Annotated in this window: 11 protein-coding genes; 7 read left to right on the forward strand and 4 right to left on the reverse strand. The window is 53.5% G+C overall.

The genetic code is table 11. From position 1 onward, the window contains the following. The first annotated feature begins 15 nt into the window (after positions 1–15). From J6J34_RS02005 to mgtE, 6 genes are all read left to right on the forward strand, one after another. Positions 16–1404, forward strand: coding sequence for an RNA polymerase factor sigma-54 (locus J6J34_RS02005; protein ID WP_301719414.1), 1389 nt, complete (start codon positions 16–18; stop codon positions 1402–1404). Between the two features lie 26 nt (positions 1405–1430). After that, positions 1431–1718, forward strand: a complete 288-nt coding sequence (gene hpf / locus J6J34_RS02010) for a ribosome hibernation promoting factor (protein WP_301719413.1) — start codon at positions 1431–1433, stop codon at positions 1716–1718. 3 nt (positions 1719–1721) lie between these two features. Continuing rightward, the gene (ptsN, locus tag J6J34_RS02015; RefSeq protein WP_301719412.1) at positions 1722–2180 is read left to right on the forward strand and encodes a PTS IIA-like nitrogen regulatory protein PtsN; all 459 of its coding nucleotides are present in this window, start codon (positions 1722–1724) and stop codon (positions 2178–2180) included. 3 nt (positions 2181–2183) lie between these two features. Beyond that, positions 2184–3035: an RNase adapter RapZ gene (gene rapZ, locus J6J34_RS02020; protein ID WP_301719411.1), complete on the forward strand. Its 852-nt coding sequence runs from the start codon at positions 2184–2186 to the stop codon at positions 3033–3035. Further along, entirely contained in the window at positions 3032–3310 is a 279-nt protein-coding gene (locus J6J34_RS02025; protein ID WP_301719410.1) for an HPr family phosphocarrier protein, read from the forward strand. Before rapZ ends, J6J34_RS02025 begins: the two co-directional genes overlap by 4 nt. A gap of 64 nt (positions 3311–3374) precedes the next feature. Then, positions 3375–4736, forward strand: coding sequence for a magnesium transporter (gene mgtE, locus J6J34_RS02030; RefSeq protein WP_301719409.1), 1362 nt, complete (start codon positions 3375–3377; stop codon positions 4734–4736). Positions 4737–4766: 30 nt separating this feature from the next. On the opposite strand, the gene pmbA is transcribed toward mgtE, so the two are convergent. Next, positions 4767–6125, reverse strand: coding sequence for a metalloprotease PmbA (gene pmbA / locus J6J34_RS02035; protein ID WP_301719408.1), 1359 nt, complete (start codon positions 6123–6125; stop codon positions 4767–4769). Positions 6126–6179: 54 nt separating this feature from the next. On the opposite strand from pmbA, the gene yjgA reads away from it, so the two are divergent. Then, positions 6180–6692, forward strand: coding sequence for a ribosome biogenesis factor YjgA (gene yjgA / locus J6J34_RS02040; protein ID WP_301719407.1), 513 nt, complete (start codon positions 6180–6182; stop codon positions 6690–6692). On the opposite strand, the gene tldD is transcribed toward yjgA, so the two are convergent. From tldD to J6J34_RS02055, 3 genes are read right to left on the reverse strand one after another with little or no spacing between them, the layout of a single operon-like run. Next, positions 6689–8143 (reverse strand): metalloprotease TldD, encoded by a 1455-nt coding sequence (gene tldD, locus J6J34_RS02045; RefSeq protein WP_301719406.1) that lies wholly within the window; start codon positions 8141–8143, stop codon positions 6689–6691. The two genes, yjgA and tldD, sit on opposite strands and share 4 nt — an antisense overlap. Continuing rightward, positions 8118–8990, reverse strand: coding sequence for a carbon-nitrogen hydrolase family protein (locus J6J34_RS02050; RefSeq protein WP_301719405.1), 873 nt, complete (start codon positions 8988–8990; stop codon positions 8118–8120). Before J6J34_RS02050 ends, tldD begins: the two co-directional genes overlap by 26 nt. Then, on the reverse strand, positions 8908–12888 hold the full coding sequence (locus tag J6J34_RS02055; RefSeq protein WP_301719404.1) for a YhdP family protein: 3981 nt from the start codon (positions 12886–12888) through the stop codon (positions 8908–8910). The genes J6J34_RS02050 and J6J34_RS02055 overlap by 83 nt, the downstream gene beginning before the upstream one ends. Positions 12889–12893 lie beyond the last annotated feature (5 nt).

Raw genomic sequence — 12893 nt, forward strand, 5'->3', positions numbered from 1 at the left:
TTCGGTGGTTACCCTATGAAGCAAGGCTTGCAACTTAAATTTAGCCAGCAACTGTCGATGACTCCTCAGTTGCAGCAGGCTATCCGCTTGCTTCAGCTTTCCAGCTTCGAATTGCAGCAAGAAGTTCAGCAGGCCCTCGAAGAAAACCCTTTGCTGGAGCAGGATGAGATCGAGGAGCCGCTGCGCGACCACGATGAAGAAGCCCTCAGCGATGACAATCACGAGTGGGACCAGAATTATACCGCGGAATTGATGGGCGCAGTCGGCCAAAACGATGCGGACTATGACGCCATGGTGTTTGGCTGTGGTAAGGAAACCCTGCATGACCACCTGCGCTGGCAGTTACAACTCTCTCACTTCTCTCCCGTAGATGAACAGATCGGCCTGGCTATTATCGACGCCATCAACGCAGCAGGATATCTGACCCAATCCGTCGACGAGCTGACCCAAGGGCTCAACTCCCAGTTGCAAGAACCTGTTGAAGACGACGAAGTCGCCGTGGTGCTCAAACGCATTCAGCAATTTGATCCGGTTGGCGTTGGCGCCCGTGATGTCAGTGAATGCCTGTTGCTGCAACTGCAACAATTTCCAGAACAGATGCCGTATTTAAGCCAGGCACGCAAAGCTGTTGCTAACTACGTGGAATTGCTAGGACAGCGGGATTACCGATCGCTGTGCAAATATCTGAAATTGAACGAAACTCAGTTAACTGAGGTGCTTGCTATTGTTCAGCAGCTGCAACCCCATCCCGGCGACCGCTTTGAGCAAAACGATGATGCGTACGTGATACCCGATGTGGTCGTGCACAAAAAAAATAGTCGCTGGATAGTTGAGCTAAATCCGCAAAGTTTGCCTAAACTAAAAGTAAATAGCAGTTACGCAGCACTAATACAGGATGCCAAACAAAGCGACGATATGAGCTACATTCGCCAGCACTTACAGGAAGCAAAATGGTTTATTCGCAGTATCGAAAGCCGCAATGAAACCCTGTTAAAAGTCGCGACTTCGATTGTGCAACGCCAACAGGCCTTTTTTGAGCTTGGTGAAGAGGCGATGAAACCTATGGTGCTCGCGGACATCGCCGCTGCCATCGAAATGCATGAATCCACCGTATCCAGAGTAACTTCCCAAAAGTATATGCATACGCCTCGCGGTGTGTTTGAATTGAAGTACTTTTTCTCGAGCCAACTCAGCACTGATGGTGGTGAGGACTGTTCTTCAACCGCTATCCGGGCGTTGCTGAAAAAGCTAGTCGCCGCCGAAAACCCGAAGAAGCCGCTAAGCGACAGTAAACTGACTGAGCTGATGTCGGACCAAGGGATTCAGGTTGCTAGAAGGACGATTGCCAAATATCGGGAGGCGCTCCAAATACCGCCCTCGAACCAGCGCAAGCGTCTTATTTAAATCTTGGACAATAGAAGGAAGATGTTATGCAAATTAATCTGACTGGTCATCATATTGAGATTACTGACGCGTTGAGAGATTACGTCAATACCAAGTTTGCGAAGCTAGAGCGTCATTTTGACCACATTAGTAATGTCCATGTGATTTTAAATGTTGAAAAGTTAACCCAAAAAGCGGAAGCTACGCTGCATGTCAGTGGTGGCGAAATTTACGCCGATTCAGAACATGAAGATATGTACGCGGCGATCGATGGCTTAATTAATAAGCTCGACCGTCAAGTGATTAAACACAAAGAAAAGATGAAACGTCACTAAATCATGGATTTATCCTCACTGTTAAGCCCGGACTGCACCCGTTGTGCAGTCGCGGGCACAAGTAAAAAGAAAGTTCTCGAACTCATCGGTCAGCTGGCCGCGCCGCGTTTATCCGGAACCACAAGTTTTGATGTTTTCGAGAGCTTGCTCAATCGCGAACGCCTTGGTAGCACCGGTATCGGGCTAGGCGTCGCCATTCCCCATGGGCGTTTAGGCACGGCCAACAAACCCGTCGCGGTATTGATGACCCTTGCTGATGGAATCGATTTCGACGCCATTGACAACCAGCCCGTTGATATCGTTTTTGCATTGCTGGTTCCTGAAGAAGAGCATGAGCAACATTTACAGACTCTTGCGGCTGTGGCGCAGCGTCTGAACGACAAGTCCTGCACCCGCGCACTGCGTGAGGCGAGCAGCGATAAGGAATTGTTCGATTTATTTACCGACAACGGTAGTGGCTAAGTTATGCAGCTGATTATCGTTACCGGCCGTTCGGGATCAGGGAAGACCATTGCGTTAAGGGTTTTAGAAGATCTCGGCTACTACTGTGTCGATAACTTACCTATTATGCTATTGCCCACCCTGGTGCATGCTATCCAGGAGCAATATGCGAACGTCGCGGTCAGTGTCGACGTCAGAAACTTACCCGGCTCACATGACGACCTGAGTGATGCTCTCGATTTTCTTCCTGACAACATCAAGCCAGAAATTCTGTACCTCGACTCCAATGACCAGGTGTTACTGCGTCGATTCGGTGAAACACGCCGGTTGCACCCCCTGTCGCGCAATGAAATGCCCTTAAGTGAGGCGCTTCAGACCGAATCAAAGTTACTCGAACCGCTCGCTGAGCGTGCCACCTGGCGTATCGAAAGCAGCGACCTCAGTGTTCATCAGCTGAGTGAGCAGGTCAGCGAGCGCGTACTCGGTCGCGCAGCATCACGACTCATTGTGGTCTTCCAGTCCTTTGGTTTTAAATATGGTTTACCGCCGGATCTGGACTATGCATTTGACACCCGTATTCTGCCTAATCCGCATTGGGAGCCAGAATTAAAACCGCTGACGGGCAACGACCCAGCGGTACAGCATTTCTTTGCCCAACAGCCTCTGGTGACCAAGTTTGTGCATCAGGTGGAAACCTTTCTAGCTACCTGGTTACCTTATTTCCAGCGGAGTAACCGCAGCTACCTGACCATTGGTATTGGCTGCACTGGCGGTCAGCACCGTTCCGTGTATATCGCTGAACAGCTGGCAGAACGCTTTGCCGACCATGAATTCAAAGTTCAGGTTCGCCATCGTGAAGGATTCCGCCGCCAATGACCACTGAAGCCCGTAAATCTGTCATCATCAAAAACAAGTTAGGCCTGCACGCCCGTGCTGCCACCAAACTAGCCAAACTCACACAACAGTTCGACGCGAAAGTCGCCATTGTGCAAGACGGTAAAGAGGTCGATGCCTCCAGCGTTTTGTGCCTGCTACTGCTTGCCAGCGGTCAAGGCAAAGAGATCGAGGTCATCGCCCGTGGCAGTGAAGCTCAGACTGCCGTTGACGCGGTCGCCAGTCTCATCGAAGCCCGTTTTGAAGAAGACAGCTAGCGAAGAAGGCATGACGAAATTCCTTTAATGCGATAAACTCCTCATATTCATAGGAGTTTTCATCATGCTTCCAGAAGTCGCTGAAAAAGAATTTGCCGAACAACGGCTACAAGACGTGACCGAAGCACTTGCGCGTGGCATGTACGTGCAAGCCCGTCGGCAATTGCATAACCTGCCGGCCTGGGATGTCGCGCTCCTGCTCGAATCCTCACCGCCAAAAGCCCGTGCCATCATCTGGCAGCTGGTCGATGCCGACGAGCACGGTGATATCCTCGAAGAACTCTCTGAAGAAGTTCAAAAATCCGTTATTCGCCAGATGGCGCCGGAAAAACTGGCCGCCGCTACCGAAGGCATGGATACGGATGACCTGGCCTATGTACTTCGTGGCCTGCCCGAGCAGGTTTATCAGGAAGTTCTGAAGTCGATGGACGAACAAGACCGGCATCGCGCAGAAAAAGCGCTCTCTTACGAGGACGAAACTGCCGGTTCAATGATGAACACGGATACCATCACGCTGCGCCCTGACGTCACTATCGACGTCGTTTTACGCTACCTGAGATTAAAGGGTGAGTTGCCCGAGGCAACGGACAAGCTGTATGTCGTCAGTCGCGATGACCAGTTCATTGGAGAGATCTCCATTTCCCGTCTGGTCACGGTCGACCCAGCCAAGCTGGTGAGTGACGTGATGGAATCTGACGTGCAGGGGATTGCGGTCGATATGGATGAAACCGAGGTCGCCAAGCTGTTTGAGCGCCAGGACTGGATATCCGCCCCCGTCGTTGATACCGAAAACCACCTGCTCGGCCGTATTACCATCGATGACGTGGTCGATATTATCCGTGAAGATGCACAGCACTCGATGCTGAGTATGGCGGGTCTTGATGATGATGAGGATACCTTCGCACCGGTCCTGAAAAGTACTCGCCGGCGCTCGGTCTGGTTAGGTGTCAACTTAATTACTGCGCTGCTGGCGGCAGCAGTCAGTTCAATGTTTGAAGATATTCTTGCGCAAATGGCCATACTGGCGATTTTAAACACCATAGTTCCAAGTATGGGCGGTATTGCCGGGTCGCAGACTCTGACCCTGGTGATACGCGGTATGGCCCTTGGCCATGTCGGCGCCAGTAACCAACGCTGGTTGATCGGTAAAGAACTCGCAATTGGTGCGTTAAACGGTGTGATCTGGGCGCTCTTGATTGCAGCAGTGGTTGCCATCTGGAAGCAGGATCTGGTCATAGGTGGCATTATCGCCTTCGCGATGATGGCGAACCTGCTGGCCGCAGGCCTGGCGGGGGTCACGGTACCGCTGATATTGAAAAAATACAATATCGACCCAGCCCTGGCCGGCGGGGTCATACTGACCACCGTGACCGATGTTGTGGGTATTTTTGCCTTCCTTGGCACTGCAACTCTGTTACTTAGTTAACGAAAGTTTAGTTGAAGACAGTGCGGGCGCTTAGTTACCCGCGACGCGCATGCTTTCTAACAGCACCGACCCGGTCCGTACGCCGTGACGCCGGTCGGTGTCATTGCCAATGGCCACAATGTTACGCAGCATATCGCGCAGATTACCCGCGATGGTGATTTCTTCGACCGGATACTGAATTTCGCCGTTTTCAACCCAGAAACCTGCCGCGCCGCGCGAGTAATCGCCGTTCACCAGGTTTACGCCCTGCCCCATCAACTCCGTCACCAACAGCCCTGTGCCCATGGTTTTGCAAAGCTCTGCCAGGCTCTGATCCTGCTGGGTCAGCTGCCAGGTGTGAATGCCACCTGCGTGCCCGGTAGGCGTCATTTTCATTTTGCGGGCTGCGTAGCTGGTTAATAAGTAGCTCTGCAGTACCCCATTTTCAACGATCACGCGGTCTTGGGTCGCCACGCCCTCATGATCAAATGGCGAACTCGCCAGTGCACCTTGCAGGTGAGGCTTTTCCTCGATGGTCAGCCATTCCGGCAACACAGGTTTACCCAGCTGATCGAGCAAAAAACTGGACTTACGGTAAAGATTACCGCCGCTAATCGCACCGACAAAGTGACCGAATAAACTATTGGCAATATCCGCACGGAAAATCACCGGCACTTTGGCCGTATCAATCTTGCGGGCTTCCAGACGCGCCACAGTTTCATGGACGGCATCTTCGGCGACCTGCTCCGGAGACTGCAGATCAGAAGTTTTACGTGCCACAGTGTAAGCATAGTCGCGTTGCATGGCGTCACCATGCTTGGCGATCAGCGCACAGCTAATCGCGTGCCGTGATTGCAGGTACCCATCCAGAAAGCCATGACTGTTACCGTACACCCGATAGCCAATGTGGCTGCTGTAACTGGCACCGTCAGAGTTAACGATACGCTTATCCAGAGCGAGCGCGTGCCGCTCGCATTGCAATGCTTGCTCAAGCGCATAATCCGCCGACTGATCGCCCGGATGACACAGATCAAGATCCGGAGCGTCATAAGCCATCAGTTCCTGCGGGGCCAGACCCGCATCTGGATCGGGTGAGGTAAAGCGGGCAATATCGAAAGCTTTTTCAACACTGGCGCGAATCGCCTGCGGCGACAAATCAGTGGTCGAGGCAGAACCTTTTTGCTGGCCCTGATACAAGGTAATACCCAAGGCTCCGTCCTGGTTGAACTCCACGGTCTCAACTTCGCCCAAACGGGTCTCTACGCTAATTCCGCGGCTGCGCGTTAGCGCGCACTCCATCGCAGTGGAACCCAGGCTTTTGCCATAATCCAGGGCTTCGGCGACCGCTTGTTTCACATCAACAAGCTCGGCCTGTAATTCATTTAGATCTGGTTTCAAAGTAAACTCCATTGGTTGCTTGCTCACTAGCCTGTTAAAATGCTGCCATTGCACAGAGGAAAAACCATGCACGATAGCAAAGACTACGACCAAGACGACGATTTCGTCAGTAAATCACAACTCAAACGTGAAGCAGAAGCGCAGCAAGAACTCGGTCGGCAGCTTGTCGACCTGTCCGCCGGCAAGCTCGATAAAATGCCACTCGACGCGGAATTACTTGATGCAATTCAGCTGGCTCAGCGCATTCGTAATAAACGCGAAGGCTTCCGTCGACAACTGCAACACATTGGTAAAATGATGCGCCATCGCGATACGGCGCCGATTGAGCAGGCGCTTGACGAACTCGAACATGCGCATCACGAGCAAAATGCATTATTTCATCAGCTGGAAAAGTACCGTGATGAGATACTTGCTGATGGGGATAGCGCGATTCAGGAATTCCTGACCGACTACCCTCTTGCTGACCGGCAAAAGCTACGCCAGCTTTACCGGCAAGCGCAAAAACAACAGCAACAGGGCAAACCGCCAGCGGCGGCGCGCGAGCTGTTTAAGTATTTGCGCGAGGTGGCCACCGCTTAATCGGTGCCACCTACGGTAAGGGCGTCCAGCTTCAGTGTGGGCTGCCCTACCCCTACGGGTAAGCTTTGCCCATCCTTGCCACAAACGCCCACGCCGGTATCCAGTGTCAGGTCGTTACCGACCATGGAGACCTGGCGCATGGCATCAGGGCCATTACCAATTAAAGTCGCCCCTTTCAGCGGCGCGGTAATTTTACCGTCTTCAATCAAGTACGCTTCCGAAGCTGAAAACACGAATTTGCCGGAAGTAATATCCACTTGTCCGCCGGCAAACTGCGGTGCATAAATGCCACGTTTGACGCTGGCAATAATATCCGCAGGATTTGCTTCGCCGCCAAGCATGTAAGTGTTGGTCATGCGTGGCATAGGCAAATGAGCATAGGACTCTCGGCGACCATTACCGGTTGCTGCAACACCCATTAGCCGGGCATTCATTTTGTCCTGCATGTAGCCCACCAGACGGCCTTTTTCGATGAGAACGTTGTAGCCACCAGGAGTGCCTTCATCGTCAATACTTAACGAGCCGCGGCGATTGGCCAGGGTACCGTCATCAACAATGGTGCAAAGTTCGGACGCAACGCTTTCACCGATTTTGCCAGAGTAAGCTGAAGCCCCCTTGCGGTTGAAGTCGCCCTCTAAGCCGTGGCCGACCGCTTCATGCAATAGCACCCCGGGCCAACCTGCACCAAGCACCACTGGCATGGTGCCAGCTGGAGCCGGACGCGCGTCAAGATTGACGATGGCCTGACGTACAGCCTCTTTGGCATAACTCTGCCAGCGCGGCAAGGTTTCCTGGTCCTCGGCATTGAAAAAGTACTGATAATCCACTCGGGCACCGCCGCCTGCACTGCCGCGCTCGCGCCGGCCATCTTGCTCTGCCAGTACGGTACAATTGACGCGTACCAAAGGGCGTACGTCAGTGGCTAAGGTGCCGTCGGTTGCGATTACTAAAACCTCATCATAGCTACCGCTGACACTGGCGATGACCTCAACCACGCGCTTATCCAGAGCGCGCGCGTAAGCGTCAATTTCGCGCAGCAGGTCGATCTTGGCTGCTTCGTTTAAGCTTGCCAATGGATTGCTCGGCTGATAACGCGCTGTGGCCGTGACGGCCGCAGGAACCTGCACAGTTTTGGCTTGCCCGGCAGTGGCAATTCCCCGTGCCGCGCTGGCAGCTTGCGTGAGTGCGGCAGCGGTGATTTCATCCGCATAAGCAAAGCCGGTTTTCTCTTCGTGTAAGGCGCGCACGCCTAGCCCGCTTTCAATATGAAAGCTGCCCGACTTAACGATGCCGTCTTCCAGCACCCAGGACTCGTTAGTGCTGTGCTGTAAATAGATATCTGCGTAGTCAATCGAGCCTGTGTAGAGACTCCCTAAGCGTTGCTGCAGCGCAGCAACGTCGAGATCGTTCGCTGTCAGTAAATGTTCAATGACCTGATTGTGATGACTCATGGATTACCTTCTTACTACTGGCAAAGTGTTTTGCCACAGGAATATTTTTACGAATGTCGCCGAGCTGACTCAGGTCAACGCTGGCGCTGCTTAGGCACGGGCTTTGTTGTCCGTCACAAGCGCTTAAAACTTTGCCCCAGCCATCAATCACCAGAGCGTGTCCATAGGTTTCGCGACCGTTGGCATGAGTGCCGACCTGAGCGCCTGCGACCAATGCGCACTGTTGTTCGATGGCTCGGGCTCGGGTTAACACTTCCCAATGCGCCGCGCCGGTCACTTTTGTGAAAGCTGATGGTAAGGCAATCACCTCGGCACCAGCCGCGCGCAACGCACGAAACAATTCCGGAAAGCGCACATCATAACATACCGCTAAACCCAACACGCCGAATTCAGTGGCGACGGTCACGATCTCCTGGCCCGGATGAGTCCAGGCGGATTCGCGATACTCTTTGGTTGAATCGGCAACATCGACATCAAATAAATGGATTTTGTTGTAACGCGCCAGGCAGCCACCGTCCGGGCCATAGAGCAACGAAGCGGCGCTAAACTTGTCATCGCTCTGACCATCGATAATAGGGACGGTTCCCGCCAACAAATAAATGCTGTGTTGCCGGGCCAGTTTTGCCAGCCGTTCTTGCAACTCCCCGCTACCAAAAACTTCCGCCCGCTCCCGCTGACGTTTGTCACCAGCGCCAAAGCACAAGCAAGCCTCCGGCAGAACTACGAGTTGCGGACGCGCGGGGGGGAGTTGCGTCAGCACCTGCTCAATGATTTTGAGGTTGTCCTGAGGATCCGGCTGACTGGTCATTTGTACTGCTGTCAGCTGCACTATTTTGGTTGCTGTCATTGCCTTCCTCCTGCGGTAGTTCATCTACGGGAATGGTGACTTCGCGACTGTCACGGGATACTTCTTTCACCACCGGTTCGTCAATGGTGCCGGTAATTTTATATTCAAGTCGGCTAATCACCTGCGCATCCTGCAGCATCTGATCGATTAATAAGGCGGCTAAGCCAGACGGTGGATTCACCATCCAGGCCAAAATAACGGGTAAACTTGAGGTGACCTTAGGCACATAAAATAACTGATAGTCGATGGCTTCTGTTACCAAATTACTGGTGCCACTGATCTCCATATCGCCGGCAGAGCCATCCATTTTAGCATTACGGGTGGTGACGACGCCGTCGTCAATGGTGAAGCTTCCGGCAAATTCCGTAAAAAACAGCCCATTGGCAAAGATATCACGAAAATCGAAACGTAATTTTCGCACAATACTATCCAGACTTAACAAGGAAAACAGCCGTGCGCCGCCATCGCTGACATCATTTAAATAGCCTTTGCCCAGTCGCCAGTCCATCTCGCCGTCTAAACTCTGCACATCAAACTCATCCGGACTGCCCTGCCAACTGAGTTGGAAGTCAAAGTCAGCGGGACTGTCCTGTATGATTGAAGTGATCTCGTAATCATCCAGAAAAGCGCCCAGATCGGAGCTCGAAAAACTTCCTTGCAGACGGGTTTGCGCGGCGCGCTGATCGGTGGCTACCAGCCAATCGAGACCCGCTTGCAACTGATGCTGGCCCTGCTTGATAGAGATATTCTCAAAGCTGAGTTCAGCTGCGCTGGGACTGAGTTCAAATGCTACTTCACCGAGCTGGTACGCACCATAACGGCAACGTTTACAATCAAACTCAATCTTCGGCCATAAGCTGTAGTCCTGCGCCTCCTGCACTTCCGTGACCACTTGTTCATCGGCGGCTGGAGGAACGACATCAAGTTCAAGGTAGTCGGCTTCAATCTGCAGTTGCGCAGCTTGATCTTCAGACTCTGGCCAATATCCACCGGCTAGCGCTGCTTGCTCTGCGCGCCAGCGGAAGCGCCAGGTATCCACCACCGAAGTTTCGTTCGGATCCTGCTGCCGCCAGGCGACGATCGCATTATCAGTCAGTTCATGACCCGCGAGCGTCAGCCGATCTGCACGAAGTTCTATCAAATCAGGAACAGGTGCAGCGATGGCCGAATCAGATTCATCAGCAACTGCACCGCTGTCACCGGCCATGCTGATCTCCAGCCATTGTCCGATACCCACAACTTTGCGCAGCCATAAACTGGCATCCATCTCGGTCAGGCCGATCTCAAGCGGAAAGCGCGGATTTAAGCCAAGCAAGTCTGGATTCGGCGTCTCGTTTACGCGATCACCTATGCGGGCGTAGCCCTGCTGCAATTCACTCGCATCCCCGTTGTACTGCAACTCAATCAGGCTGGCGTCGCCTAAGCTACTATTGATTAACAGACTCTCCGGTCCGCCGGAAACCTGCAATTGCCATGGCAGCGATTCGCCCACGGTGGTGTGAAGTGGCTGCGGTAGATCCAGAGCCAGCTCACGCAAGTCCGATTGTTGCGTCCAGTGGAATGAGTAGCCACCCGTGTTCGGTAACGAGAGTGCCAGTTGCCCCTGCCATATCAGCTCACCTGCGGCAATCGCTGCGGTAGCCGGGTTACGCTCATTCAGCGCCGCCATTGACCAGTTTCCTGAGGTCTTCAAGCGCACGTGATAGTCATCCGCACGCGCTTGCGCATTCAGATCTGCGGTAACAGGCAACTGTTGCCACAGAAACTGCAGTTGCTCGGCCTCAATCACGTCGTTACGAAACGCGATATCGCCACTGACTCCGGTAAATTGCTGCTGCAGACTGCGGACAAAAAGTTGGTTGTCAGCGAGCGTTGCAACCCCCTCCGCAACGACGGACTTAGAGTCATCAAGTGGAATGGTTAACTGCAATTCACCTGTTATGGGTCCGCTCAACTGAAGTTCGCTAAACGTTTCGCCAAGGCTCGACGCCATCGGACTTGCCGCAAAAACGGGTTGCAAGCCTGCGCCATCACCCCCGATATCACCACTTATCTCAAGGCTGGGGGGCCGTGCAAGAACGTCTGGAATTAACGTGTCTACCCGAGCCAGACGCATTTCCCCGAGCTTGCCGTCCGTCGTCACAATGTGCATGCGCTGGTTGGTGAAATTCACCCGCGCTTTGGCATCGGTAACCGCAGGCCAGTTGGGTTGGAAGCGATAGACCAGATCGCGAATGTTCGCCTGAGCCTGAAACCGACCGCTCGGCTGCTGGTAAGGGAAGTCTGTCAGCGTGCCGCGCCAGACCATCGCTAAATCTTCGGCGCTGCCTTCGATAAGTGCGGTCTGCAGATAATCGTGGAGTTTGGCACCCATCACCGTCGGTAGGTAATCCCGTAACGTCGCTGCCGGAATCAAGTTCTCGCCGGTGTCGTGCACCCTGGCTTCAATCTCAAGCTGCTCACGTTGCCGGATTTGGGCGCGCACGGCCAGTGGTAGCCCGACCAGATCGGCGTGACTGCCCTCTGCGACGGACAAGTCCCATTGACCTTGCTGCCAGCGAAAATCCCCCCCCAGATGCAAATCCTGTAACTGCCAGGGTCTCGTGTCACTTAGCGCGTCACTATGCAGCGCCACATCAGCACCAGTCAGCAGCCAGCGGGCATCGGAGCCGCGGCCAATGGCTTCCAGAGCGACTTGATTCAGGCCCGGAGCGCCCTGGGTCTGTTTCCAGCTCACCTGATGCGCGCGCAAATGCCAGTGCAGAGGCTGTTGCAGCTGCTGTTCCAGACTCAAGTTAAGCCGTCCTTGTAACTCACTTTTCTGGACCGCATCGGCAAAGCGCTGGCCCTTGCTGCCAGCTAAACTGGTCAATTGCACAAGCGGGGCCACGGGCACGTCTTCGGCACTCAAGGCAAACCTGTCAGGAGTCTGCAGCCAACTCACCGTAGGTAGGGTCCAGGTGGTTTTGTCTTGCACGAAAGTGATAGGATTATTATTCACCAGCCAACCGTTATCCTGTGGCCGCAGACGCAGTAGGCCTTTCGGGATAACCAACTGATGTTTGCGCTCGGCGACCTGCCAGTGCAACTCGTTGCGACCCAGCTGCAAGATCCCGTTAGAGAAATCACTGGCAGCGAAATTCAGCCACATGGTGAAGTTGAACTCAGCTTGCAGCACTTTTGAATCTACCACTTGCTGCTGCAGCCAGGCGGCAATATCCAGGTTTGAAGCTTGTACATAGATCTGGCCGTTCAAGTCGGCGGGGTCGTTCCCCTCCACCTCGATCATCACATCCAGGGCGTTACTCGCTAGCGCATCGATACGAAAGCTACCGATGCCCTGGTGCGAGCGTCCCTGATTGGTCCAGCTCAGGCGATCAACGACAATGGCACGACGCACACCAACGAGGTTTACCAGCTCGAGGGTACTATTCTCTATGGTGACCTGATCCAACTGATTAAGAAAAAATCGCGGTAACTGATCACCGAGTCCGGTATTACTGGTCAGCGAGGAGTCACGCAAATCGTAAGTGACATGGAGATCGGCGAGGGTCACCTGCTCAAACTGCACCGACCAGGAGCGCAAACTGTGCCAGAAATTAAACATCACGCGGGCTTCGTTAAGCTTAAGGCTGGTCTGCTGGCCAGCAACCTCACTGACCGCAATATCACGCAGGATCAGTTGTGGCCCGGCGCTATTCCAGTCGGCGCCCAGCTCATCGATGGTTACCTGCACCTCGTAATTGCGGCTAAGAAAGTCTTCAACGTTGGTGGTCACATCAGGCAACTGTGGCAGCAGGTAACGCAGTATGCTTAGCACCACAGCAAATAACACCAGGGCTGTCGCCAGAGTGTAGAGTAAGGTCCGATAAGCTACTTTAACCGAAATCCGCCACATGCCGA

It is taken from the genome of Pseudidiomarina terrestris, assembly GCF_030466405.1.
Lineage (GTDB): Bacteria > Pseudomonadota > Gammaproteobacteria > Enterobacterales > Alteromonadaceae > Pseudidiomarina > Pseudidiomarina terrestris.

Excerpts from the sequence above, each read along its gene's own strand:
- J6J34_RS02005 (WP_301719414.1), top strand. The coding sequence starts at position 16 with ATGAAGCAAGGCTTGCAACTTAAATTTAGCCAGCAACTGTCGATGACT.
- hpf (WP_301719413.1), top strand. The coding sequence starts at position 1,431 with ATGCAAATTAATCTGACTGGTCATCATATTGAGATTACTGACGCGTTG.
- ptsN (WP_301719412.1), top strand. The coding sequence starts at position 1,722 with ATGGATTTATCCTCACTGTTAAGCCCGGACTGCACCCGTTGTGCAGTC.
- rapZ (WP_301719411.1), top strand. The coding sequence starts at position 2,184 with ATGCAGCTGATTATCGTTACCGGCCGTTCGGGATCAGGGAAGACCATT.
- J6J34_RS02025 (WP_301719410.1), top strand. The coding sequence starts at position 3,032 with ATGACCACTGAAGCCCGTAAATCTGTCATCATCAAAAACAAGTTAGGC.
- mgtE (WP_301719409.1), top strand. The coding sequence starts at position 3,375 with ATGCTTCCAGAAGTCGCTGAAAAAGAATTTGCCGAACAACGGCTACAA.
- pmbA (WP_301719408.1), bottom strand. The coding sequence starts at position 6,125 with ATGGAGTTTACTTTGAAACCAGATCTAAATGAATTACAGGCCGAGCTT.
- yjgA (WP_301719407.1), top strand. The coding sequence starts at position 6,180 with ATGCACGATAGCAAAGACTACGACCAAGACGACGATTTCGTCAGTAAA.
- tldD (WP_301719406.1), bottom strand. The coding sequence starts at position 8,143 with ATGAGTCATCACAATCAGGTCATTGAACATTTACTGACAGCGAACGAT.
- J6J34_RS02050 (WP_301719405.1), bottom strand. The coding sequence starts at position 8,990 with ATGACAGCAACCAAAATAGTGCAGCTGACAGCAGTACAAATGACCAGT.
- J6J34_RS02055 (WP_301719404.1), bottom strand. The coding sequence starts at position 12,888 with ATGTGGCGGATTTCGGTTAAAGTAGCTTATCGGACCTTACTCTACACT.